Genomic DNA, 24284 nt, shown 5'->3' with positions numbered 1-24284 from the left:
ATTCTACACCCGTGCTCAGGCCATGAGCGGGACCAGAGCCGGCACTGCGGGCGCCGCCACGCGGGGCATCGCCCCCATGTGCGTGTACGGGTTCGCGGCGAACAATTCGGCCACCCACTCGACGAATACGCGCACCTTGGCGGACAGGTGGCGGTTTTGCGGATACACGACGTGCACCGGCACCGGATCGCTGCGCCAGTCCGGCAGCACCTGCACCATGCGCCCGGCCTCCACGTGCCTGTCGAGCATGTAATCCGTCATCTGGATTACGCCCAGGCCCGCCAGCCCCGCTTCCACGTAGGCGTTCGAATCGTTCAGCGCGATCACGCCGCGCATCGGCACGTCGATGCGTTCGTCGCCGCGGCTGAAATCCCAGTCGTAGATCTTGCCCGTCTTGGCCGAGAAATAGTTCACGCAGCGGTGGCGCTCGAGGTCGCGCGGGTGCTGGGGCATGCCGTGGCGCGCGATGTACGCGGGCGACGCCGCCGTCAGGAAATTGATGACGCCGACGCGCCGCGCGATCAGGCTCGTGTCGCCCAGCGTGCCGCCGCGCACGGCGCAGTCGACGCCTTCCTCGACGAGGTCCACGGGACGGTCGGAGCTGCCCAGTTCCAGCATGATGTCCGGATAGCGCTCGAAAAAGGCGGGCAGGGCGGGCACGAGGATTTCGCTCGACAGGCCCGTCGGCGCGTCGACGCGCAACCGGCCGCTGGGCGACAGGCGCGTGCGCGACAGCGATTCCTCGGCGTCGCGCACGTCGGACAGGATGCGCAGGCAGCGCTCGTAATAGGCGGCGCCGTCCGTCGTCACCGTCACCTGGCGCGTGGTCCGGTGCAGCAGCTTGGCCGACAGCGCCCCCTCGAGCGACTGCACGAGCGTCGACACCGTCGCCTTGGGCAGGTTCATCAACTCGGCCGCGCGCGTAAAGCTGCCGGCGTCGACGACTTGCACGAAGACTTCCATGGCTTGGAGCTTGTTCATGACACAACCTTGTTTATAAGAACACTTTTACAGCCGGGTTTTTAGCAAGCATATGCATGATTGTTCAAAAATCTGAACAATGGATTCGCAAATGCACTATTTATTGGATTGTAGATGAAGTCTATGATGTCGGTACGGTCGCTGATAGTTTCAGCATTTGTCAATTCAACGAGGAGCGGATCATGAAAGCGCATCGCGATGCAGTCGCGGCAGTGTTCGGGCTGGTGCTCGGCGTAGTGGCCATGGCAGGCACGGTACTCACCGACGAGTACGCGCATGCGGCCGGTGCCGAGGCGCGCGGATACGATGCGCTGTTCCACGTCGTGGCGAAGGGCGAGCAATGCGGCGCGAACGCGATCCCGGCCGTGCTGGTGGCCGCCAACGAGGTGAATCGATGAGCGTTGCGCACAAGCCGGCCGACGGCCACACGCTGGCGGTACGCGATCTGCAGGTCGTGGGCGTGGAAGGACCGCTGGCGGCTCGCCTGTACAAGGCCGCGGTCGACGGCAAGCGCGACGTATTGATCGTGTTCTTCCATGGCGGCGGCTTCGTCGACGGCGACCTGGAAGACGCGGATCCGTTCCTGCGCCACCTGTCCGAGGCGAGCGGGTATCCGGTCGTGCTGTCGTCGACCTATACGCTGGCGACGGTGAAGCCGTTCCCGGCCGCCGCGGAAGATGCGCATGCCGTGCTGATGTGGGCAAAGAAGAATAAGACCAAGCTCGGCTGGACCGGCAAGCGCATGCTGGTCGCGGGCATCGAAGCGGGCGCGAATCTCGCCGCCGTGTGCGCCCTGATGGCGCGCGACCGGGGCGCGCCGCGGCTGGCCGGCCAGATCCTGTTGATGCCGATGCTGGACCCGGGCCTGTCGACCTGCTCGATGCGCGAGATGCCGACCTGCCCCGACAAGGCCAAGGTGTTCGACGAATGCGCCGCCGCCTACCGGGGCTACCTGCCGCACGCGGCCGACCGCAGCCATCCGTATGCATCGCCGCTGCAGTCGAGCCGTTTGAAGAACCTGCCGCCGGCCCTGATCCTGTCGATCGAGGACGACCCGCTGCGCGACGAGGCGGAAGCCTACGGCGGCAAACTGATCCAGTCGGGCGTGCCGACGACGGTCAGACGCTTGCAGGCGGCACAGCGCCTGCAGGAACCGAATGCGCGCGATACCTGCGCCTGTCGAGGCCAGGCATTGAGCGAGATCGCCAACTTCATTGCCGGCCTCGACGAGGAAGAAGAGCCGGCCAGCTGTTGATCTCCGGATCGCTTGATTGATCCCCCCGGGTCAATTACTTCACCACCAACCATAAAAAACGTGCCTGCGAGGCGCGGGAGACCTGTCTTTTCCTGAAAAAGCCTGGAAAGGACCGTTTTCGTCCAATCATTAATAAATAGTCAATAACGGAGGGCTAACCAATGAAAACGATTCAACAATTCCAGATGGCCGTGCGACCCGTCGTGCTGGCGCTGGGCGCCGCCGGTGTGGCGGTCCTGGTTGCCGGTTGTTCCGACGCGACCGGCAAGGCCGCCGAAGCGCAAACCCAGGCGCAGGCAGGTCCGCCGGTGTCGGCCGCCGCCGTGCTCGAGAAGCCGATCACGGAGACGCAGGAATTCTCGGGCCGGCTGGAAGCCATCGAGCACGTCGAGATCCGTCCGCGCGTGTCGGGCTACATCACGGCCGTCAACTTCAAGCCGGGCGCGGAGGTCAAGAAGGGCGACGTGCTGTTCGTGATCGATCCGCGCCCCTACCAGGCCGAAGCCGAGCGTGCCGAGGCGGCCGCGAAATCGGCCCGCGCCAAGGCCGAACTGGCCCGCACCGAGCTGGCCCGCGCCGAGCGCCTGCTGGGCGACAAGGCGATCGCGCAGCGCGAGTACGACGCGAGCCTCGCGAGCCAGAAGGAACTCGACGCGTCGGCCCGCGCCGCGGAAGCGCAGGCCGCGGCCGCGCGCCTGAACCTGTCGTACACCCGCGTCGTCTCGCCGATCGACGGCCGCGTGTCCAAGGCCGAGATCACCCTCGGCAACCTGGTCGACGCGTCGGCCGTGCTGACCTCCGTCGTGTCGATGAACCGCATCTACGCCAGCTTCGACGGCGACGAAGAGACCTATCTGCGCGTCGCAAAGGAAGCGCACGAGGGCAAGGCGGTGCCGGTGAAGGTGGGCCTCGTCAACGAAGAAGGCTTCCCGCACGAGGGCAAGCTGGAATTCGTCGACAACCAGCTCGACACGCAGACCGGTTCCGTGCGCATGCGCGCCACGTTCGAAAACAAGGACCGCAGCATGGCGCCCGGCCTGTTCGCCCGCGTGCAGATCGGTGGCGGCGAGCCCAAGCCGGCCCTGTTGATCACGGACCGCGCCGTCGGCACGGACCAGAACCATAAATTCGTGTTCGTCGTGGGCGCGGACGGCAAGGCCGAATACCGCGAAGTGAAGCTCGGCCCCGTCGTCGACGGCCTGCGCGTCGTGCGCGCCGGCCTGAAGCCGGGCGAGAAGATCGTCGTCAATGGCCTGCAGCGCGTGCGTCCGGGTGCGCCCATCACGGCGCAGACCGTGCCGATGGTCGCTTCGCTCGATACGAGCAAGCCGCCCGCGAAGGACGCGAAGCTGGCCATGGCCGACGCCAAGTAATGCCAAGTAATCCCATAGCAATCGAGGGACAAGAACAATGAACATTTCACGCTTTTTCGTCGACAAGCCGATCTTCGCGGCCGTGCTGTCGGTGCTGGTCTTCGTGGCCGGCCTCATCTCGATCTTCGAGTTGCCGATCTCCGAGTACCCGGACGTCGTGCCGCCCTCCGTGGTGGTGCGCGCCCAGTACCCGGGCGCCAATCCGAAGGTCATCGCCGAAACCGTCGCGACGCCGCTGGAGCAGGAAATCAACGGCGTCGAAAACATGCTGTACATGACGTCGCAAAACACGTCGGACGGCGCGCTGATGCTGACGGTGACCTTCAAGATCGGCACCAACGTGGAGCAGGCCGAGACTGCGGTGCAGAACCGCGTCCAGCGCGCGCTCCCGCGCCTGCCGGAAGAGGTGCGCCAGATCGGCGTCACGACCGTCAAGAGCTCGCCCAACATCACGATGGTGGTGCACCTGCGCTCGCCGGATGGCCGCTATGACGACCTGTACCTGCGCAACTACGCCACGCTGAACGTCAAGGACGAGCTGGCGCGCATCAACGGCATGGGCGAAGTCCAGCTGTTCGGTTCGGGCGACTACGCGATGCGCGTGTGGCTCGATCCGCAGAAGGTCGCCGCGCGCAACCTGACCGCCAGCGACGTCGTCAACGCGATCCGCGAGCAGAACGTGCAGGTGGCGGCCGGCGTCATCGGCCAGGGCCCGGCCAAGGGCGCGGACTTCCAGCTGACCGTGAACACGCAGGGCCGCCTGAAATCCGTCGAGGACTTCGGCAACATCATCCTCAAGACGAACGCCGACGGCGCGACCACGCTGCTGAAGGACGTCGCGCGGCTCGAGATGGGCTCGAACTCGTACGCCCTGCGCGCGCTGCTGGACAACCAGTCGGCCGTGGCGATCCCGATCTTCCAGGCGCCGAACGCCAATGCGCTGCAGCTCTCGCACGACGTGCGCGCCAAGATGAAGGAGCTGTCGAAAAATTTCCCGGAAGGCGTCGAATACAGCATTGTGTACGACCCGACCCAATTCGTGCGCGAGTCGATCGACTCCGTGATCCACACGCTGATCGAGGCGGTGATCCTGGTGGCGCTCGTCGTCATCGTGTTCCTGCAGACGTGGCGCGCGTCGGTGATCCCGCTGCTGGCGGTGCCGGTGTCCGTCGTCGGCACGTTCGCGGTGATGCTCGCCTGCGGCTTCTCGATCAACACGCTGTCGCTGTTCGGCCTCGTGCTGGCAATCGGTATCGTGGTGGACGACGCCATCGTCGTCGTGGAGAACGTCGAGCGCAATATCGCGAACGGCCTGAATCCGCATGACGCCACCGTGCAGGCGATGAAGGAAGTCTCGGGCCCGATCATCGCGATCGCCCTGGTGCTGTGCGCCGTGTTCATCCCGATCGCGTTCGTATCGGGCCTGACCGGCCAGTTCTACCGCCAGTTTGCGCTGACCATCGCCATCTCGACCGTGATCTCCGCGTTCTCGTCGCTGACCCTGGCCCCGGCGCTGGCCGCCGCGCTGCTGAAGGCGCACAATGCGCCGAAGGACCGCCTCACCCGCATCATGGACGCGGTGTTCGGCCGCTTCTTCGCCGGCTTCAACCGCTTCTTCGGCCGCTCGTCGCATGCCTACGAAGGCGGCGTGAAGGGCGTCCTGAAGCGCAAGAGCGCCGCCCTGGGCGTGTACGTGCTGCTCGGGATCGCCGCCATCTTCATGTTCCGGGCCGTGCCGCCGGGCTTCGTGCCGCCGCAGGACAAGGCTTACCTGATCGGCTTCGCCCAGCTGCCGGACGCCGCCTCGCTCGACCGCACGGACGCCGTGATCCGCAAGATGTCCGACGTGGCCAAGCAGATCCCGGGCGTGGAATCGTCGGTCGCCTTCCCTGGCCTGTCGATCAACGGCTTCACCAACGCGCCGAACGCCGGCATCGTGTTCACCACGCTGAAACCGTTCGACGAACGCAAGGGCAAGGCGCAGAGCGCGGAGGCGATCGCCGCCGAGATCAACAAGCGCATGGGTTCCATCGAGGACGCGTTCGTGATGGTGCTGTCGCCCCCGCCGGTGAACGGCCTGGGCACGACGGGCGGCTTCAAGATGATGATCGAGGACCGCGCCGGCGTCGGCTACGATGAACTGTACAAGGCCGTGCAGGCGATCCAGGCCAAGGCCGCCACCGACAAGCGCCTGATGGGCGTGTTCTCGGGCTACCAGATCAACGTGCCGCAGCTGTTCGCCGACGTCGACCGCGTGAAGGCCAAGCAGCTGGGCGTGCCGCTGGCCGAGATCAACCAGACCTTGCAGATCAACCTCGGTTCGCTGTACGTGAACGACTTCAACCGGTTCGGCCGCACCTACCAGGTGCGCGTGCAGGCCGATGCGCCGTTCCGTTCGCAGCGCGAGCAGATCGCGCAGCTGAAGGTCCGCAACGACAAGGGCGAGATGATCCCGCTGTCCTCGCTCATGAAGATCAAGGACACGTACGGTCCCGATCGCGTGCAGCGCTACAACGGCTACGTCGCCGCCGAGATGAACGGCGGCCCGGCACCGGGCGTGTCGTCGGGCCAGGCGCAGGCCGCGATGGAGGAAATCGTCAAGTCCACGCTGCCGAAAGGGATCTCGTACGAATGGACCGACCTGACCTACCAGGACATCCTGGCCGGTAACACCATGATCTACGTGTTCCCGCTGTGCGTGCTGCTCGTGTTCCTGGTGCTCGCCGCGCAGTACGAAAGCTGGACCCTGCCGCTGGCCGTGATCCTGATCGTGCCGATGTCGATCCTGTGCGCGCTGATCGGCGTGAAACTCACCGGCGGCGACAACAACATCTTCACGCAGATCGCCTTGTTCGTGCTGGTGGGCCTGGCGTCGAAGAACGCGATCCTGATCGTGGAATTCGCACTGGAACTGGAACACCATGGCCGCAGCATCGTGGCCGCCGCGCTGGAAGCCTGCCACCTGCGTCTGCGTCCGATCCTGATGACGTCGATCGCATTCATCATGGGCGTGGTGCCGCTGGTGCTGTCGCACGGCGCCGGCGCCGAGATGCGCCACGCGATGGGCGTCGCCGTGTTCGCCGGCATGCTGGGCGTGACGTTCTTCGGCCTGTTCCTGACGCCGGTGTTCTACGTCCTGCTGCGCACCCTGGCCAAGCGTTTCGAGAAGCCGAAGCATGCCCACGCTCACGCTCATCTTCATGAGACGGCACCGAATGCTGTCGGCGGCGACAAGCCGGCACTGGAAGGAAACTGATATGAAAACGATGATTGCAAGGGGTGTGGCCCCGCTGATGGCAGCGCTGCTGCTGACGGCTTGCGCCGCGCCCGAATTCAAGCAGCCGGCAGTCGCCACGCCGGCCGCATTTAAAGAGTCCCAAAGCGCGCCGGCGGCCGCCGTGAATGATGTGCGCAGTGCCGCCGACGGCACCACGTGGACCGTCGGCCGCCCGGCCGAAGCCCAGCCGCGCGGCGAATGGTGGCGCGTGTTCAACGACGAGACGCTCAACGCCCTCATCGCGGACGCGACGGCCAACAACCAGAACCTGACGGTGGCCGCCGCCCGCGTGAAGCAAGCCCGCGCCATCGCCGGCATCGCCGAAGCGGACCGCATCCCGCAGGTCGGCGTCGGTGTCGGCGCGCAGCGCGAACGCCTGGCGCCGCTGGAAGCGTCGCTGCCGAAGGGTTCTCCCGTCGCGCCGGCGAACGCCTATAACGCGCGGCTGTCCGCCAGCTACGAGGTCGATCTGTTCGGCCGCGTCTCGTCCAACGTGGCGGCCGCGCGCGGCGATGCCGGCGCGGTGGAAGCGACGTACCGCTCGGTGCTGCTGTCGCTGCAGGCCGACGTGGCGCAGACCTACTTCCGCCTCCGTTCGCTGGACGCGGAAATCGCGACCGTCAACCACACGGTGCAGCTGCGCGAGGAGAGCGTGCGCGTGACGGGCCACCGCTTCGACGCGGGCGACATCGGTGAATTCGACCTGTCGCGCGCCAAGACGGAACTGGCGACGGCGCGCTCGGAAGCCATCGGCCTGCAGCGCCTGCGCGCCACCACGGAGCACGCGCTGGCCGTCCTGCTGGGCAAGCCGGCATCGAACTTCACCGCGCCTTCGCGTCCGCTGCTTGATGCCGCGGCGCTGCCGCTGATCCCGGCCGGCCTGCCGTCGACGTTGCTGGAGCGCCGTCCCGACATCGCCAGCGCCCAGCGCTCGATGGAAGCGGCCAACGCCCGCATCGGCGTCGCCCGCTCCGCGATGTTCCCGGCGCTGAACCTGTCGGCGGGCGCCGGCGGCGTGGGCACCAGCTTCGCCGACGTGTTCAAGTGGAGCAGCCGTTCGTGGCTGCTGGGCGCCGCGCTGTCGATGCCGCTGATCGACGGTGGCCGCAACCGCAGCAACGTCGTGCGCAGCGAGGCCGCGCTGGAAGAAGCCGTGGGTTCGTACCGCCAGAGCGTCCTGACTGCGTTCGCCGAGGTCGAGGACAACCTGGCCGGCTTGCGCATCCTGGCTGGGCAAAGCGCCGAGATCGAAGCGGCGGTGATTTCCGCCCGCCGATCAAGCGACTTGGCGCAGAAGCTGTACGACGCGGGCCGCAGCAGCTATCTCGAACTGCTGGACGCGCAGCGCAACCTGGCGAACGTCGAGCGCAATGCCGTGCAGCTGCGCGGCGACCGCGCGGTCACCACCGTGGCGCTGATCCGCGCGCTGGGCGGCGGCTGGGATGCGGCACCGGCCGTGGCGAAAGTCGACGACACGGCGCAAGCAAGGAACTGAAAGGACGATTGTCCCCCGGCTTTACTGTGATTCCGGTAATGCCCTTTGCGGCGATACGTGCGAGCGTGTCGCCGCTTTTTTCGTGTGCGGACGCTAGAATCGCCACATGGCGACATCATCCGATTCCTCACAACTCACGGGCCTCGCGCCCGTCATCGCGCCGGACACGCGCATCCTGATCCTGGGCAGCTTTCCGGGCGCGGCGTCGCTTGCGGCCCAGCAGTACTACGCGCAAGCATTTATGCGTGACGAGGTTTGTTCAGTGTGTATGTAAAATGGGCCCAGAACCCGCACGGCGCTAGGCTTCAGCCCATTTACACAGTCAGAATCTGGAGACGAAGTGTTCATTTCGCACCTTGCTACGTTTAACTTACTACAAGCGAAGTCGTCCCTATGCTAGTTGGCTTGCCTCCCGTTCTTGATCAGCAAACCCGTATTGTTATTCTTGGGAGTTTTCCTGGTGAGGCTTCGCTTTCGGCAAAGCGATACTATGCCCATCCAAGGAATCAGTTCTGGCGGCTTATGTCTGCGGTGACGAATGAGCCTCTTGCGGATATGGATTACGACGCGCGATTGGTGCGCTTGCTTGCTCACCAGATTGGCTTGTGGGACACGATCGCTGCTTGCGAACGTGAAGGAAGCTTGGACGCTGCCATTCGTCAGGCACAGACCAACGAATTCGGCGTTCTGCTACGGCACAGTCCTCATCTTTTCCGCGTCTGCTTCAACGGTAAGACCTCCGGCAAATCCGAGCAACGATTTAGCATGGCAGGCTTCGAAACCCTAGTATTGCCGTCATCATCGCCAGCTTACGCTCATATGTCTTTCGACGATAAGCTGGCTGTCTGGAAGAAGATCGTACACCCAAAGCGGTAGCGGTGGGGTCTAGGTCCGGACGGGCTATCCTCGCGCCGGACGGCGGCGCGACCCGCGCTGCGCGCGGGCTTCGGGACACAGCCCGCCGTGAGACGCCGCGTTCCGGCTCTATTCGCCCGGAACGCGGTGCGTAGTTTTAGCAGCACGGCGAGAGAGCAATACAAAGCAGCGGTGACAGGCGGTTTTAAAGCCCAGCTGCAGGTGGACGAAATAGTCACGCAAAATTTATCGTGAACCCGCTTTCGGCACCTTTCATCAGGCAGCTAATATTGCCAGGCAGATCAGCCCCGTTAGGTAGCTGCGCTTTCAGCGCACATGCCGCGCAATGCGGAGCCAGTGAGGCGCCTAGACTGAGAGTGGCATTTAGACAACAGCATGTAATGATGACTTGACACCACTAATCGCCGGCGTTGTCCGAAGCAAGTGCGGGGAGATCGGCCACGCTAGCAACAGCAGACCCGAGCAGGAGGCACCCGAAGCGCGGCCTCCTGCCCTTGGGCAGCCGGAGCCGCGAACCATTCCACTTGTTCGAAAAGTTGGGTGAAGCTAATAGATTCCAAAATTTCGCTCATCGTCACGCCGCATTTCTACGCTAATGCGCTCAGTCAGTTCCGCCGTGTAGTTGTTCGCCCATCGCCTCACGTTCGCGTTCTCATGCGTTGCCAATTTCGAGATCGCTTCGCGCTCGCGCTCAATGATAGGGACTAGTGAGCCCGACCAACTTCGCGTGAAAAGGTTTGACGCAATCTCTGAACCAAGGTCGTCGGTATGTCCGAACCTTGCAAGAAGCGCAATGAGAATTGGATTGAGAGCGAGCGCCCCGTCCAGTTCCACAAGTACCTGTATGGTCCTCGCGACAAAAAACGGAGCAGTCTCTGGGTGTTCGTCGCACCATTTCAATAGCGTGGGAGCCGGAATGCACTCTATGAGACTGCCGCGCTTGAGATCGCTCATTCTTTGCCTTGCTTCGAACATCCACATAAAATGTAGATAAGCCAGTCCGTCAGAACTAACTATCGATTGGGCGAGCACGCTCCACGTTTTCTCTCCGCTGATGTTGTCTTCTGACCACTGCACGTTGTTCAGCGCAGCTCTCGTCACAGAGTGAAAGTCAGCAATCTCGTCGTGCGATACAGTCGTATCCCCGACTGTGTTGCAGATTTTCTCTGCTAAAGCGGTTCGGAACGCACTATCGCCGACACAGAGCCACTCGCAAGTTTTCTCCCATTGATGCAGGTCTTTTCTGTGCGCGCGAGAACCAAACGCACAACGAAGACATATCGCACGGAAAGTATCGCGACAAGCTACCCGTCGTGATTGATTTCCATAGCAGTACATGAATAAAATATCTAACGATATCCAGGCATTGATCTCACCTTCATCTACGTCGATTAGGCTGAGTGCAAAAGCCGACACGGTATCGGGTTCAAGATCGCCCAGCACGGATCCATATGCTAAGATCCGAAGCCTTTCAAGTTCGATAGCTCCGCACTCAGCAAGTTGCTGAAGGCGCGTCAGATCGGAATCAACTATATGCCCAGTCGTTAGCACATCCGGCATTAATAAGTCAACGCCTCGTCCATTTTGGCAGAACTCATCGATTAATTGCCGCCATAAAGTCGGGTCTTTTTTTGATATGCCACTCATTATGCCGAGAAGGAAGCGCGTCGACGGCTGAGGCAGTTTTGCAGCTTCAATCCAGACATCTTTAGCTAGTTGACTCGGGTCTTGTACTTCTAACGCCAACGCATGGCCAAAGTTAAAGGTTTGGCGGTGAGTGTTAGCCTGTAGAAGCAGGTCGGTAGCGATCTTTATTGAAGCAGGCGTTTGCGCGATCTCCCGCGCGAACTCACTGGCGTTCTCGGCCGCAACGTCAATAAATTCGCCATCACGTTCACGATGATCAAAAGGTGGCTCAATGACCAAAATTTTCAGTCTGTCTTCGAGAGTGCCGCTCTTGCCCCCTAGTCGCTGCATCCAAAGCTCAAGGAATCGCACGTCGTCCGCCTTGAGTTGCTCCCTATCGTATTCCAGTGCGGAGATAATCGAGTCGAGGGCTTGGGGCCAGAATGGGCCATCATGCGTAACAATCTCTGCTAAGATTTTGTCGAGGTTGGCCGCCTGATTTAGTCCGACTAACTGGCGAATTTTCGGACCGACAATAGACTTGATATCCTCAATATTACAATCTCCCTCGTTCATCACCTCGCGAAGAATTCGAAGACATTCATCCAGGTACGAAGCGACGTCTTCCCAGGAAGCTGGTTGCCACTCGTCAATCCGGCTGTTGATGCCCTGATACTCGGCTCCTACAGTCCGGAACCCCCCGTTTAGGTCGAGCCCCGCAGAGAGTGCTTGCAACACTAACGAGGTCAATTTCTCTTCTTTCATTGTGAGGATAGACCTCAGAAACGCGAAGCGGTCTGCCGGAGGAGCCTGCACGCCCGATAGCTGCAGTCGAAATAGCTGTCGGAACTGGCCTGTTGCGTTATTGCTCCAAGTCTCGTTTTCGTTAGAGGCTAAGCGCAGTAAACAGTATGCGGCCTCAGCGAAGGTTTGACGTCGTACGCTCAGCTTCTCCAAACCCCAGACTAAGTTGCGTCGGGCGTCTCCTCTGATATTCAAGAGGGCCTCGTCTGTCGCTGCTGTAATGACACGCTGGATCATTTCAGCGGTCGCATCAGGGTTCACCTCAACAAGGGCGCGGAAGAGCATTGAACCCTTCCTGGAGAAAATCACTTCCGCGCGACCAAAAGGGCCTTGTGGGCCGCAAAGCGCGGCGGTAAGTTCCTTGACTTCAGGGAGCGTGTCCATCCGTGCTATCTGGGCACAAAAACTACCTTCCATCGCAGATGGCAATTCTTCAATAAGTCGTAACTGTTGCGCTCGCTGTGCACGCTTCCACCACTTGGCCGCTAGCCTGACGGCCAGAGGCTTCGGTACCAATTGGGCAAATCGACCTCGTCGGTCAATCAGCCCACGTTCGGTGAAGTCTTGAATGCACTGATATACGATATCTTCCTCGAACCCGAGGACTTTCTCGGCGATAAAACTGAACTGATCACTGACCCCGGAGTCGACACCGAAAGTTTCGAACAGTGCGCAGGCTTGTAAGATTCTTTCGTGCTCAAGTGATGGTGTTTCGTTACCCCAAAGGAGTTTGCTGGCTATCTGGTCGTCTGTAAGGATCCCAAGCTCTGGATCATCATTAAGACGAGCGTTAGCCAGCAGGACCGCCATCTGGGGAAAGCCTTGCGCAAAAGCAACGATCTTTTGCAGCTCTAGGTCGTCAATTTTGTCGCGATAGACCGGCGCAAGCATAGCTGCTATGTCTTCGTCCGGAAGTCGCTCCAAGCGGATCATAGGAATTCCTTGAATTCGCTCGGGAGAGTAGTCTACTGTGATCAGACATACCGAACTATCAACGCGCCCCACTTCGAGCTGTAGCTTCTCGTGAAGGTCAACCGAACAGTTGTCCACAATCAGAGTGCCTTCCGCCCCTTTTCTAATGGCATCACGAAGCCAACCGACCAAATTGATTGATTCAGGCGCCGCATCAAAATATATTACTTGATCAGCTCGGTCAGTATCTAACCGGCGAGAGGCCTCGAACACCAGACGAGTCTTGCCCAGTCCAGACAGTCCTGTAACTCGTAGCGTTTTCTGATGCTGACCAAAATGCTTCAATACCTCCTCGATCTGCAGTCCCCGTTTGGCGTCAAGGTGGAATGGCAACGTATTGAGGTGAGCATACCTGGCCCATTCACCGAGCGGCATTCCCCCTAGAGTCTTGAGTTGGGTGAGCCGTAACTTTTTTTTTAAGGAGCTCACCAAGAACACGTAGCGGTCGTCATCGACAGATTTTGGCTTCGCTATATCTCGGTGTCCCGCTTCAAGGATAACAAGAGGCTCGCGATCTTGGGTTCTGAAGTTTGCTTCGACGCTTTCTCTTGGCACAATTCTGTCATTTCCACCAACGATCACCGTGATGTCGACTGTCGATTCGATGCCCGAGCTCGCCCAGTTCCGATTGAGGATATTTAAGAAATCACTGTTTTTACAAAGCTGGCGTGTATGGCCGTTTTCGCCGAACGACAGTGCCTTTCCTATCCGAGCAAGGTCGGCGCCGGTGTTAGGGGTGGCATAGAGAACGATTTTAGTTATTTTAGTCGTGCGTTGCGCAATACGTTCGTTCATTAGATATTGGCGAATAATTAGGCCGCCCAAGCTGTGACCGACCAGCGCAATTTCATCGAAATCCTGAAACCTGATGTCGATCTGGTTTTTTAATGCTTGCGCGAGGACCTCGATTGGCTGGTAATTGGACTGGAAGAAAGCAACGACGCGAAACCCAAGTGGCGGCGTAGGGTAGACAAAGTGAGAGACGTCCCAGTCGACGCTTTGATCGCTTTCTAAAAGCTCGTCAAAAAGACCCCATGTCTTTTCCGAACCGCCTAGTCCGTGTACGAAAATTATCGCTTTTTTAGTCATACGAGCTCCGCAGTACATTCCCGGCGGAAGCTTAGCACTGCCCGGTCTGATCGTCATCGAAATTGGAAGCTTTTTTTAGCGATAGGCGAGCGCGCAAGAGTGGCGTGCAAAGTCTACGCCCAGCACATGCAATTTCGAGTGCCGAACGTCGGGTGCAACTACAGTATCGCCAGTCACCGTCCAGTTGAGTGGGAGCGTTCGCGTGCTGATTTTACTTTTGAGTGGGTCGCCGCCTGGGAACACGGAACCTCTGCCGAGCGTAGTGGGCAGGAGCGCAGGGCGGAACTGTGCTGGTCGTGCCTGCAGAACCGAGTACGAAGGGGATTGCTTGACCACAGCGAAAGTCCAGCATCGCCTTCACTACCTGTCGTCAGCCGACGTCAGGAGCCCGAACGACTCAAGCTCAGCCTTGATCCTCGAGCAGAGTTGTGTTCGTTCTGCAGTGGTTGAAGGCAAATAGGCAGCAGCCAGAAGTGAGAGGGGATGCACACCGATTACTGTTGCAAGCTCTTCAATTTTTGTGATCGTCGGCGCTTTGATACCCCTTTCCAAGCTACTCATGTAGGTGCGGCTCGATACCACTGAGAAATCTTCTTGCGTCAATCCTCGACTCTTCCTCGCTTTTTGTAGCCCTACACCGAATAGCTTGAGTAACCCCATGAGCACCTCCGTACGAAATGCACGATGTACTCATGGCGCACACTTTAGGACTACAATCTATAGTGTTCATTTGCCTCGACGGGAGGTTGCGATGATAACTACAGATGACACGAATGAGATGAGTTCGCACTTTGTGCAACCAAGCATACGAACTTGGCGCACGGCAACACTCGACTTCGCGACTCTTTACATATTTATTAACCATGCCTTCAGAATTAAGCGGAATTGGCTTTACCAAACTGCCATTCTTTGGCAGTACGATGATGTCCTAAATTTTTGCCAGGACTTTAAGAACGATAAATCCCGAAAAATTGTAGACATTTGGTTGCTAGAACCGCTTTTCGAAGGCGCAATCCGTACGCGGCGCTGGACTACGGTACTCGAGATTAAAAAATATTTCGAGGAACCTGGCCCGGCAATTCCCGTTTACTTTACCGATGCAGGTGAGGCGGTTGGATTAACGGATGAGGAATCGCAACGTGACATGGAAGTTATTTATACGCGGCGTAAATGATCACTTACGACCAGGTGGCCTGACCGCAACAGTGAGTTGGTGTCATAGGCGCCGGCGCGAGCCGGCAGTGGCCTGATCATTCATCCGCAGCCGGGAAGGATTTAGCTTGGCATTGCGGACAATACAGATATAAGGTTCGGCCATTGCTCAGCTTAAGCGAGCCGGCGCGATACTGCTGGATTGCCCAGATACCCGTGACGCCGTTTTTGAAGGTGACGTCCCCGCTCGCATAGCAGGGCGACCAGTCGAGCATATGAAAGTAGTCGTGTTCGGCGACTTCGGTAGCTTTGCCGATGTACTCACGAACTTCCTGATAGCTCAGCTTAAAATCTGTGCACTGCGCCACCGATTCGCCTGAAGCTGGGGACGTCGCGCCGCTGTTCCGGATAGTGACTTTGCTGATCGGCGGAAGATGTGTCTGGCGCATTTTTGGTTCGGTACCTGAACCATCGTCCGTAGCTACGGAAGCGCTTGCCGTCACGGCAAAGATGAGTGAGGCGATTACCATAGTGCGCTTTCGGCTTCAGTGGGGTTCTTGCGGGAGACGACCGGGTGCCTGAATATCTCAGTCATTGGTATTCCGAAAGTCGAGGTGAGCTCAGAAATTAGCCAGTGAAGCGACGCGTTTTGCTGAGCATTTACCGTTTCATAAACTCCCTGCTCAGCCGGGCTCTGGCCTCTGCCGGCTACCACAGCACCAACAATCTCAATCCCGACGCTGTCCTCGTTCGAGGGATAACGCTGAGGCACGTGCTTCGCCGCTTCCATCCGGTGTTCGGCCCTTGGACTGAAGTGTCTCAGCGCTTGAAGCTCGGTCGGGCTACAACGATGCTCAGCGAGACACCGTGAACGAAGTTTCCCCACATGCCAGGTCTGACGAAACAACGATGCGGTCTGATAGATCGTTCCATCCTTGTCGATCAAAAAATGGGCACCGTTCGCGTTTTGCATCGCGTAGCTACTCAAGCTTGAAGCGCCAGACGCACCGCCGGTCTGGTGAACGATGATTCCACTTATTCGCTGTAAAGCACCGTGCTCGATCAGAGGGCGTGGCGTCCGCTGGACACGTGCATTGAGAACGTAGCCTTGACTGTCCAAATGGAGCATCAGGTCACCTCTTCCTATCAGGATCACTTTGAGTGGGCAAAGAGGCCGCTATGGCACCGCAGTCAGGTAGCAGTCTTATTCGCTGCCAGGTCCCACCCACCAGACGTGTTCCCGCCGGCGCCGCCGCCGATCTTCTGCTGGGTGTACTTCTCAGTGATCTTGGCGAAGTGCAGCGTGAACTGATCGGCCACGAGGCCAGACCCACCGTAGGATTTTCTATTGCTGGACACCAGCACGTTTTCCAGCGTGACCTCGTAATACTTGAGTGGGCCCGAGCCGTCCGCACGGAAGAATTCGAGCTTGGCTTTCGGGATTGTCTTGCCCTGGGCCGCCAACTCCATCAGCTTTGGAGAAGCGAGATCGACCGCCTTCGTAATCCGAAGCGCATCGAAGACAGCGCGCCCAATCGTGTGGCCACCAGCGGTTGACGTCGTGCCAGCGGTGGGCTGGATGACGCCCCAATCGACGGCCTCGACCTCGATCCATCCCTTGTGCTTGTCGTCGTTCGATTCGCCATTGACGCCATCAATTTGCAAATAGACATCAGATGCCATGCTTGCTCTCCTCAAGAGTTCGGGGATTCCCCTTCATTCTGGTCCTGCATGGACTAGAGCAAGTTGGCTGTGCGCAAGGGACTAATGTGGTCGATCAACCCCAAGCAGCGACTGCTTCGCTGTGGTTGTTGATGGTGGCGATGTCAAGTCTATTGACCAAGAGGCGGCCGGCGACTGTCGAGCCACCCACCACAGGAAGTCCGATCTTCGGCGTGCGGCCAGGTCGTCAAACTTGTCTACTTTCACGTTATGAGACGACGTCGATTGGCGACGGTACGCCCATATGGTATGGATCTGGCCACACCGTTGCCGAATCGCTGGCGCCTCAACAGACAGCTCCGTCCAATATCCAGGATGAATGGTCGGAGATCCTAGTCAACTGTCTCTGGCTGGCCGAGTCATATCCAAGGGTGCGAATCAGCTCTGGACTTGCCCACATGACGCCGGGTGCATTACTGGAACCACGCAGTGCATTCAGCTCCTCGATTTGTTTTAAAGTTGGTACCAAAGCGAACACTTCGGCAATCAGCACTTCGTAGCATTGAAAGTGCGGGGTCCAGCGAATGCCCTCGACTCGACGTCCTATGTAGTCGAAAGCCGCGGTCCGAAAATTTTCGGCACTCAGCACTCCGGTTTCAACCAGTTCTTCGTTGAACTCTCGCCAAGGTGAGGTTTCCCGACCACGGCCCTCCAAGTACCACTGAACGAATGCCTCAATTGACCGCCGAGGAACGAACACTCGAAGGTCGTCTCGGCTGTCCTGATCGATTGGAATTTTGCTGTCTGCTTTCACTCCAAGATTTCCTAGCTTCGCATGCGCGGTACTGAAGGTCTTAAGAACTCCGCCAACGGGTTGGAACTGCTCAATACGATTGCCCTTAGTCAGAAGGAACTTACCATCGATCTCAATTCTCACAAGTGCGGAGATGGAGAAGCGGATCTCCGTTCCGTCACTAACCTCTGGATGGGTCTTCAAACCAATGCTGGATTCGGGGCCGCGTACAATAAGCTGTTGTGTGCGGTTCGTATTGACTGGATCGACAAAAAACCTGCTAGACGCAGAAAAACCGCGTTCATATAGGTTTGCTTTTTCGCTGTCGCTCAACTTGAACTGCGTGCTGGAGAAGTCTCCTGGATCAATCTCGATCAACCCTGCTAATTTCTTCGTTTGGACGTCGTAGTTGTCCCGCCCGTCCAGCATGGCGCCCATGATGGATAATAGGTACTCGCGGTATCCTTCTGGAGCAAATGGAAGCGACGCAGACTTGGAGTGAAGCCTGAAACCAAGCGTTTCATTCCCATCGAATAGAGACAGTGGAAAGTTACTCAGCACACCGCCGTCAACCATAAGGTTGCGGCCTAGTTGCACTGGCTCAAAAACGAAGGGGATACTCATCGACATCCGGATCGCCTCGGCTACCTCTAGATTGGGGTAGCTCTCGGCATCCAGAATTGCAAGAGTCCGCTCAGTAAGATTGGTCGCGACGATGCGAAGTTGCTTCGGGCAATCTTTTAAATACCGAACACCCTTGTCGAGTAGATGCTTGTGAATCCAATTTTGGAATAGTTTTCCCCGATAGAGACCCAAGTTTTTTGCCAAGGCGAGGCGGCCTAAACTTGCGCGATCAAGCAAGGAATCGAACTGCATCCCCTGCAAAATCAAGCGCATCTCCCCTGCGCTGTAGCCAGCCGCGTAAAGTGCAGCAACGATTGCACCTGCAGATGCGCCTCCAACGCCTTCAAATGAAATGCCACGGCTTTCAGCGACTTGCAGAGCGCCAACGAGTGCGATGCCTTTGACGCCGCCACCCTGAAAAACTCCGTATTTATACATTGCAGATTCCGTGCCTTATTCGTTATCCGTTTTTGCGGCTACGCTAACATAGCCTTTGGCTACGTCAAAGTTGTCTATAACGGCCTTGGCGATTCCTTTCGAATTCACCATCAGCCCGATCTCACGTCGAATATTCGACTCGCCCGGATCAGCGGAAAGCCAGTTCTGACTGGTTATCAGGACATGGTCATCATCCCAGGCCAAAATCTTGGCGTGCAGTTTCGGCGTGAGAACCGGCTGCACTGAAGGGACGGGATGTCCATTACGGCTACCCAACTTATCAGTGATCCCTTCACTCGCTACCCCATAAAATACGCGTGCTTCAATGCCGTTTTCGCGTACGGCGGTGATAGCGGGCAAGATGACCGAGGGGCGGGCGGCTGAGCCGATCTTATGGCTCGTCACGAACATTCGACGACGGGCGGAGTCTCGTGCAATGCGAGTAAACTGAGCATGCTGTGGGCCAAGTACCAGTGAAACCCTAGCCTTTACACCTACAGGTGGCTTCTGAAGGCGGGCATCCGAGGCAAGTCTCGCCATCTCGCTGGTTAATTCCGTCCAGTGGCGATCACCGCCACGTGTCAAATCGGCGATTTGCTCGATAATTGCCGAAACAACGCCGGGATCGCTAAATCGTATGGATGCCTCGTAGTTCTGGAATCCCGACGAGAGCCAGTTGCAAGATCCGATTGTTGCGGAAAGGCGCTCTGACTTACCGCCATCGCATACGAGTATCTTTGCGTGTGACCGCGTAGAGAAAGGATGCACGCGGAGACTTAGGCTGAGGCCCTCGGCCTCGATGCTTGTGCGAATCTTGGCGACCGTCTTTGCCGTGGTCACGACATCCGTCTTATTCTCATTTTCACCCCATAATACGTCGATAATCGCGCCACGCTTTGCTGCTGCAATGAGCGATTCCTGTACCAGCTCAAATCCTTGCTCGGATATAAATGTCGAATGAATAATGATTCTGTGCTTGGCCTTTGTTATCGCTTGGCGAAGTAGTTCTTCGTGCATTGCCCCGCCGAGGATTAGGTCCTCCGGCCTGAATATTGCATCGATGGCACGTGGAGTAGGCCTGTCCGCGAACGGAATTTGGCGTCCTGGATCTTGGTGCAGCGAATTTTCGGCCATCGGGGAGGGGGCTGCGTTGCGCGCCGCTTGTTTGACTAGTTCGACAAGCTCGGCAGGAGCCCGGGATGGTAGACCCTCGACGTTGTTACCTCGGACGGTAGCGATCGCAAAGCGCTTAACCATTTTCTCCGCAGAGGGTTCGATTCCAAGAAACCTCTCATCGTGTTCAAAAAGGGTTGCGAGAACACCAGCCGTATCGTCAAAGGCGTCGAGGTCCCGTGGCTTCAACCAGACCAGCCGCTCCCTCGCGGCCCGACTCTCTACAACACGCTGCTCGATGAACGGCATCTCGCGGCTTCGGTAAAGTGTCCCCGTAATTTGATCGATCACGAAGTTCATCCAGCGGCTTGTACTTTTGGCGAGCTTTGGAAGCTCTTCGTCATCCACGACACTATGCCCGGCTGGTGTTGCGATGAACACAACACCGTTGCTTCCTTGTTGCAACGTGACCCAACCAGCTCGCATAAGCCGAATAAGCGCTTCCAGGACTAGACGCCGCGGGACATTGCCAGTTATGGCGAGCTCATCGACGGTCCTTGATCTGTTCGTTAGAGCCGCAAGGAAAACGTGTTCGACGAGACTCCATGGGCGTCCTTTTTCAAGGAAAAATTTACGCTTCCCTTTCAGTAACGGGATTGCAACGCGGACAACACTCATTTATCGTTTCCTAGTAACGTCTGGAATGGAACGCGCTTAACATTGCCTTTTTCTGTTCCGCTATCAAGTCCTTCCAGCAACTTTCTCAGAAAGTCGACTCGACTTTCTTCAGGCTTACCTTCTGCGGCACGCATGACTTCCTCTAAGAATTCGATGCTTGCGATGAGTACGAGCTGCCATCTTGCACGGCTCAAGAGAACGTTCATTCGCCTCGCATCGCTTAGGAAGCCCAGCGCACTTTGCACTGAGGAATGGTTGTTGTTACGTACAAACGAGACAACAACCACATCTGCCTCGCTGCCTTGGAACGAGTCCACGGTATGGCACCACTGACCGTTAGACGAAGGCGAGCGAAACATCTTGAGATGGCTGAGCTTCTTGTTCAGTTCGTCGCTGATTGCTTCGTCGAGTGCACGGCGTTGTCGTCCGTACGGAGACAAGATTGCCAGCGTCGGCGCTTCCGTGCCATCCGGGGCACTCCTAAGTAAACCTAAGGCCTCGATAGCTGCTCGTACTTCGAGAGGGTTGTGCCAAGCCGGATACTGATCACCTTCCTTCTGATTCGGTGTCGACTGGACGTACGGCATGTCGATCACCACGATTGGAGCCAGAGGAAACCGGCTTTCATCGGTGGAGGTAAATGGTCGGGGCTCGACAGCATACCGTTCTTCACACGTCGGATCGGTTTTGAGATCGCCGTAAAAACAGTTTGAGACGAGCTCCGCAATTGAAGGGTGCATGCGATGCTGTGCAGTCAGCTTCTTGGCGATCGGGCGCCCTCCCTTTCCCTTCGCCTGTCGTTTGAACTCGGCTTCGATTGTTGATTCGAAAAACGTGAGAAGTCGTAGAGCCTCGGAGCAAAGTGCAGGCAGTTGCGATTTGTCTTCTGCGACGTCGTCCAGCAGTTCCTCCGTCGTTGCATCCTTGAGGGACCGGCCAACGAACTCCTCGCCAAGCTTCATCACTTCATAAATTTTGTCGGGCTGCGCGAGCAACAGCTTAAGCTGATCAGATGCAAACGCCGGAAGCTGCTTATGGTCGCCGATCATGAGCCTGCGGTGCGAAAGAAGCATAGGTGACACTAGCTCACTTCCTGTTGCCTTGGCGGCCTCTTCAACGATTGCCCAGTCGAACTGGCCACGTTCGTCGATTAGGCGTTCCAGTTCTCCCGAATTGGTTGTCGCAAACACGACGTTGGCAGCGCGTGCGACAACGCCTTCAAAGGCTCTAAGGGAGTTTTCCGCGCTTCTTCCGGCGACAGTAGCAGTCTTTCGCCCTGCAGCCTGAGAGCCATCTGCAGCCTTCGCCAAATCCGACAGGGAGCGTTGCAATCTCAGCGGAACCTCCTTGGCCAGAGGACTTTCCGCAAGTCGTTTGACCAGTCGACGTGTTTGTTCTCCGATGTCGAACTGACTAGGGGCTTCAATCGCATCGCGCTTGCTAGAACGGACGACGAGTGGGCCGTTTGGGTCATTTGCCTTGAGAACGCCAGCTAGTTCGTCCATCAAATGGTCAATTGCCGCGTTGCTCTGGGCCGTCAGCAGCAAACGGGAAGTTGGCTCTTCAGCGAAGCGCCGGGTTACTAGATCGCGTACAAGCCTCGTCTTTCCTACTCCTGGAGGTCCCTGCACGAGGAAGAACGGGAGAATGGATGTGAGTTGCTTCAGCGCCTGTTGCTTCGGCTCATCGAGTTTTGCAAAAGCCGCATCCTCGACAACAGTGTCATGGCTGTCTAGCATATGGTGTCTCGGATCCACGATCATCTGCAGTAGCTCAGGATGGGTCTTCAACGCTTTGAGTGCCTTGAGACGTCGACGGAACTGAACGTCTCGGCCTGCTGACGCGGGAATCATGATGGGATCATTCAGGAACGGAATTGTGTCCGGCCCATCAAAGAGGAACGCGTCGGGCTGCCCTGGTTGTTGAACCACCTGCCGAAAAGTCCATTCGGTATCTGTTGACTCCCTTTCGCCAAGCGAGCGGCCGTCCGTGAGAATCCAGTCCTCGGATCCAAGTCTATCGGCTTCAAGTAACTTCACGAATCGATCAGTCGGCGACTTAAGGTCTAACGCGGTTGAAAGAGCCATTCGCTCAACATCTACACGCAGTTGGACGCAAAGTTGGTCCCGGCCGTGTTCTGCGGTGTTGCGCACGTGCTCAGGCAAGGGAATCGGTGCTACAGCGTACGTGTCGGCTGCAGCGTAGATCGCTTCCAACAACTGGAGCAGCGTCAGGGCTCTGTGTACCGTCTCCTCGGGAGAAAGCGGGATATCAATCTGTCCGAAGTCACGTCGCACTTCGTCCCAGGACATGAGCTTACCGCGAACACGTGGGAATAGATCGGATGCTTCACGCAGCCCCAAGATTTCGAGTGACTCAGGTTGTAACCTTCGTTGGCTGAGCAGATTCACTGGAGCGGGAGCGTTAGAGTCTACGCCTTCGCAATAGGCGAAATCCCAGCTGAGAGCTGTGGTCTTCGGCGCGCGGAACTCTTGCAAGCGATACAGAAGGTATTTACCGCGCAATACCAAGCGAAATTCGTTCGATCCATCTTGCTGCCGCACACAGAGCAGCAACGGCTCGCTGCCCAAATCATCCTTGACGAACTGAAGTTGTGCACTAAGATCATTCATCTCAATGTCGAGTCCGGATGCTTGGCGGATACGCTCGCTCAGCCGGCTCGTCGGGCCCATCCGTATTGCGAGATGGAGTTTGGCTCTACGATTGGCCGCCTCTGCCCTTAGTCCTCCCAGAACACTGTCGATTCTCGTTGCGATAGCATCCCCGTCGAGTGGCTGTTTGGGATTCATCTGTACAATGAGTCGAAGGAGCCGTGCCTCCTCGAGTGTCAAATGTTCCGCGATCTCATAGGGAGCGATCGCCGGGTCTAAAACGCGCTGGCGCTTGGCCCCTAAAAGGTCAGCGGCGAGAAGGCCAAAGTCCTTCCAGTCCTGCGAAAACGAATCGAACGTCGGTGCTTTACCTGCCCCAGTGCCTAGGCTCGCTACGCTTTCGACACTAGTGATCCGCATCGTCCACTCGAACCCTGTTAGCTGGAAATCAGGCTCGGACCCTCCAGCTGTAAGTACCGCCCACGAATCAACGCTGCGATGAAGCATCCCTTGTGCATGCAGCGTCTCTAGTCCGTGCACGAGCAGTTTCAAGTTGGCCCAAACACGCAACCGACTTGCGGTGCTGCGAGGCAGCCGCAGCCAATGGCTATTAGGGACGTGCTGAAGCAAGAACGCGAGCGGCTGCCTCTGACCAGGTGCGATAATTAGGTAGAAGCCTTTGGCGTCGAACCCCGCGTCATGAAGATGTGAGATACACGATGCCGACCCCGGATAGCCGGCCAAACGGTGTAGTTGCCTCAGTTCGTGGCGCCAGATCTGCTCCAAATCGCTGTCAGGCGCCTTGGCGCTTCTACGCCACTCGCGGATAAGTACCGGATTGCCATCAGGGTCTTTCCCTCCAACGACGCCAGGACGACCAGTCTTCAAATCGGGCTTCTGCAGATAATCTTCATCGACGGTATAAGCAGCTAAGAACTCATCTTTGCGGCGTCGCTTGGCGTTTGAATTCATAAATCTCCTTCTCCTCTTTTCCAGTCTACAATAAATTACATTTAATTACTGCTTGCATTTTGCGAAGAAGGATTATTTGGCCAGCAATGTGAATGCAGTTGTGGCGGTATGCTTAAGTCAGCCCTGCCATCTGGAAAAGAGGCGATACCACCGTACCGGTTGATGCCAACACAGCCTCAATTCCATTTGAAGAGCGATACGGCCGCAAAGTCTCGTTCTGTGAGAGTTAGTATCCGACAGCGTCCTGATGGTCTGCGGGAATAATTGTGACGTGCATAGGCGAGTAAGCTGCGTGCGGAGAAGCCCAGCACCAGGCGGCATCGACATCGCTTATCTAAAGCTCAGGGGCCAAGCACGGAGGAAAACTCTTTCCTGCCTCTGCCAGTTGCCGCGGTTTCCCGGCCGGTACCACAGCGGCATACTCCCGCCCATTAGCCAAGCCCCGCGTCGAGCGTCGCAAAACATCGACCTCTCGACTTGGAACGCGTCTTT

Annotated in this window: 17 protein-coding genes; 8 read left to right on the top strand and 9 right to left on the bottom strand. The window is 58.1% G+C overall.

Features of this window, described 5'->3' with window-relative positions:
- Window positions 1-15: 15 nt before the first annotated feature.
- Window positions 16-981 carry a LysR family transcriptional regulator gene (locus tag ISF28_RS04190; RefSeq protein WP_198115897.1) on the bottom strand — a complete coding sequence of 322 codons (966 nt, stop codon included), beginning with the start codon at window positions 979-981 and terminating at the stop codon, window positions 16-18.
- 56 nt (window positions 982-1037) lie between these two features.
- On the opposite strand from ISF28_RS04190, the gene ISF28_RS04185 reads away from it, so the two are divergent.
- From ISF28_RS04185 to ISF28_RS04155, 7 genes are all read left to right on the top strand, one after another.
- On the top strand, window positions 1038-1379 hold the full coding sequence (locus ISF28_RS04185; protein ID WP_198115896.1) for a hypothetical protein: 342 nt from the start codon (window positions 1038-1040) through the stop codon (window positions 1377-1379).
- Window positions 1376-2236 (top strand): alpha/beta hydrolase, encoded by an 861-nt coding sequence (locus ISF28_RS04180; protein WP_198115895.1) that lies wholly within the window; start codon window positions 1376-1378, stop codon window positions 2234-2236. The genes ISF28_RS04185 and ISF28_RS04180 overlap by 4 nt, the downstream gene beginning before the upstream one ends.
- A gap of 161 nt (window positions 2237-2397) precedes the next feature.
- Window positions 2398-3609 (top strand): efflux RND transporter periplasmic adaptor subunit, encoded by a 1212-nt coding sequence (locus tag ISF28_RS04175; protein WP_198115894.1) that lies wholly within the window; start codon window positions 2398-2400, stop codon window positions 3607-3609.
- 37 nt (window positions 3610-3646) lie between these two features.
- Complete coding sequence (locus tag ISF28_RS04170) at window positions 3647-6865, top strand: efflux RND transporter permease subunit (RefSeq protein WP_198115893.1); 3219 nt, start codon at window positions 3647-3649, stop codon at window positions 6863-6865.
- 1 nt (window position 6866) lies between these two features.
- The gene (locus tag ISF28_RS04165) at window positions 6867-8381 is read left to right on the top strand and encodes an efflux transporter outer membrane subunit (RefSeq protein ID WP_198115892.1); all 1515 of its coding nucleotides are present in this window, start codon (window positions 6867-6869) and stop codon (window positions 8379-8381) included.
- 106 nt (window positions 8382-8487) lie between these two features.
- Window positions 8488-8655, top strand: coding sequence for a hypothetical protein (locus ISF28_RS04160; RefSeq protein ID WP_370663386.1), 168 nt, complete (start codon window positions 8488-8490; stop codon window positions 8653-8655).
- A gap of 119 nt (window positions 8656-8774) precedes the next feature.
- The gene (locus ISF28_RS04155; RefSeq protein WP_198115891.1) at window positions 8775-9257 is read left to right on the top strand and encodes a DNA-deoxyinosine glycosylase; all 483 of its coding nucleotides are present in this window, start codon (window positions 8775-8777) and stop codon (window positions 9255-9257) included.
- Window positions 9258-9803: 546 nt separating this feature from the next.
- On the opposite strand, the gene ISF28_RS04150 is transcribed toward ISF28_RS04155, so the two are convergent.
- A complete protein-coding gene (locus tag ISF28_RS04150) occupies window positions 9804-13748 on the bottom strand; it encodes an esterase/lipase family protein (protein ID WP_198115890.1) in 3945 nt (1314 codons plus the stop codon).
- A 360-nt stretch (window positions 13749-14108) separates the two neighbouring features.
- Complete coding sequence (locus tag ISF28_RS04145) at window positions 14109-14408, bottom strand: helix-turn-helix domain-containing protein (RefSeq protein ID WP_198115889.1); 300 nt, start codon at window positions 14406-14408, stop codon at window positions 14109-14111.
- 91 nt (window positions 14409-14499) lie between these two features.
- Here ISF28_RS04145 and ISF28_RS04140 point away from each other — a divergent pair, with 91 nt between their 5' ends.
- Window positions 14500-14922 carry a hypothetical protein gene (locus tag ISF28_RS04140; protein ID WP_198115888.1) on the top strand — a complete coding sequence of 141 codons (423 nt, stop codon included), beginning with the start codon at window positions 14500-14502 and terminating at the stop codon, window positions 14920-14922.
- 76 nt (window positions 14923-14998) lie between these two features.
- On the opposite strand, the gene ISF28_RS04135 is transcribed toward ISF28_RS04140, so the two are convergent.
- From ISF28_RS04135 to ISF28_RS04110, 6 genes are all read right to left on the bottom strand, one after another.
- Window positions 14999-15430 carry a hypothetical protein gene (locus ISF28_RS04135; protein ID WP_198115887.1) on the bottom strand — a complete coding sequence of 144 codons (432 nt, stop codon included), beginning with the start codon at window positions 15428-15430 and terminating at the stop codon, window positions 14999-15001.
- Window positions 15424-16029, bottom strand: a complete 606-nt coding sequence (locus tag ISF28_RS04130; RefSeq protein WP_198115886.1) for a peptidoglycan recognition protein family protein — start codon at window positions 16027-16029, stop codon at window positions 15424-15426. Before ISF28_RS04130 ends, ISF28_RS04135 begins: the two co-directional genes overlap by 7 nt.
- A 62-nt stretch (window positions 16030-16091) precedes the next feature.
- The gene (locus ISF28_RS04125) at window positions 16092-16583 is read right to left on the bottom strand and encodes an Hcp family type VI secretion system effector (RefSeq protein ID WP_198115885.1); all 492 of its coding nucleotides are present in this window, start codon (window positions 16581-16583) and stop codon (window positions 16092-16094) included.
- A 325-nt stretch (window positions 16584-16908) separates the two neighbouring features.
- Window positions 16909-18417 (bottom strand): SMODS-associated NUDIX domain-containing protein, encoded by a 1509-nt coding sequence (locus ISF28_RS04120; protein WP_198115884.1) that lies wholly within the window; start codon window positions 18415-18417, stop codon window positions 16909-16911.
- A 15-nt stretch (window positions 18418-18432) separates the two neighbouring features.
- Window positions 18433-20208, bottom strand: a complete 1776-nt coding sequence (locus ISF28_RS04115) for a phospholipase D-like domain-containing protein (protein WP_198115883.1) — start codon at window positions 20206-20208, stop codon at window positions 18433-18435.
- Window positions 20205-23792 carry an AAA domain-containing protein gene (locus tag ISF28_RS04110; protein ID WP_198115882.1) on the bottom strand — a complete coding sequence of 1196 codons (3588 nt, stop codon included), beginning with the start codon at window positions 23790-23792 and terminating at the stop codon, window positions 20205-20207. The genes ISF28_RS04115 and ISF28_RS04110 overlap by 4 nt, the downstream gene beginning before the upstream one ends.
- Between the last annotated feature and the right edge of the window lie 492 nt (window positions 23793-24284).

This window comes from Massilia rhizosphaerae (assembly GCF_016093545.1).
Taxonomy (GTDB): Bacteria; Pseudomonadota; Gammaproteobacteria; order Burkholderiales; family Burkholderiaceae_D; genus Telluria; species Telluria rhizosphaerae.
This window is presented reverse-complemented; position numbering and strand designations above follow the sequence as displayed.

Coding starts and splice junctions, on each gene's coding strand:
- ISF28_RS04190 (WP_198115897.1), bottom strand. CDS start 981: ATGAACAAGCTCCAAGCCATGGAAGTCTTCGTGCAAGTCGTCGACGCC.
- ISF28_RS04185 (WP_198115896.1), top strand. CDS start 1,038: ATGATTGTTCAAAAATCTGAACAATGGATTCGCAAATGCACTATTTAT.
- ISF28_RS04180 (WP_198115895.1), top strand. CDS start 1,376: ATGAGCGTTGCGCACAAGCCGGCCGACGGCCACACGCTGGCGGTACGC.
- ISF28_RS04175 (WP_198115894.1), top strand. CDS start 2,398: ATGAAAACGATTCAACAATTCCAGATGGCCGTGCGACCCGTCGTGCTG.
- ISF28_RS04170 (WP_198115893.1), top strand. CDS start 3,647: ATGAACATTTCACGCTTTTTCGTCGACAAGCCGATCTTCGCGGCCGTG.
- ISF28_RS04165 (WP_198115892.1), top strand. CDS start 6,867: ATGAAAACGATGATTGCAAGGGGTGTGGCCCCGCTGATGGCAGCGCTG.
- ISF28_RS04160 (WP_370663386.1), top strand. CDS start 8,488: ATGGCGACATCATCCGATTCCTCACAACTCACGGGCCTCGCGCCCGTC.
- ISF28_RS04155 (WP_198115891.1), top strand. CDS start 8,775: ATGCTAGTTGGCTTGCCTCCCGTTCTTGATCAGCAAACCCGTATTGTT.
- ISF28_RS04150 (WP_198115890.1), bottom strand. CDS start 13,748: ATGACTAAAAAAGCGATAATTTTCGTACACGGACTAGGCGGTTCGGAA.
- ISF28_RS04145 (WP_198115889.1), bottom strand. CDS start 14,408: ATGGGGTTACTCAAGCTATTCGGTGTAGGGCTACAAAAAGCGAGGAAG.
- ISF28_RS04140 (WP_198115888.1), top strand. CDS start 14,500: ATGATAACTACAGATGACACGAATGAGATGAGTTCGCACTTTGTGCAA.
- ISF28_RS04135 (WP_198115887.1), bottom strand. CDS start 15,430: ATGGTAATCGCCTCACTCATCTTTGCCGTGACGGCAAGCGCTTCCGTA.
- ISF28_RS04130 (WP_198115886.1), bottom strand. CDS start 16,029: ATGCTCCATTTGGACAGTCAAGGCTACGTTCTCAATGCACGTGTCCAG.
- ISF28_RS04125 (WP_198115885.1), bottom strand. CDS start 16,583: ATGGCATCTGATGTCTATTTGCAAATTGATGGCGTCAATGGCGAATCG.
- ISF28_RS04120 (WP_198115884.1), bottom strand. CDS start 18,417: ATGTATAAATACGGAGTTTTTCAGGGTGGCGGCGTCAAAGGCATCGCA.
- ISF28_RS04115 (WP_198115883.1), bottom strand. CDS start 20,208: ATGAGTGTTGTCCGCGTTGCAATCCCGTTACTGAAAGGGAAGCGTAAA.
- ISF28_RS04110 (WP_198115882.1), bottom strand. CDS start 23,792: ATGAATTCAAACGCCAAGCGACGCCGCAAAGATGAGTTCTTAGCTGCT.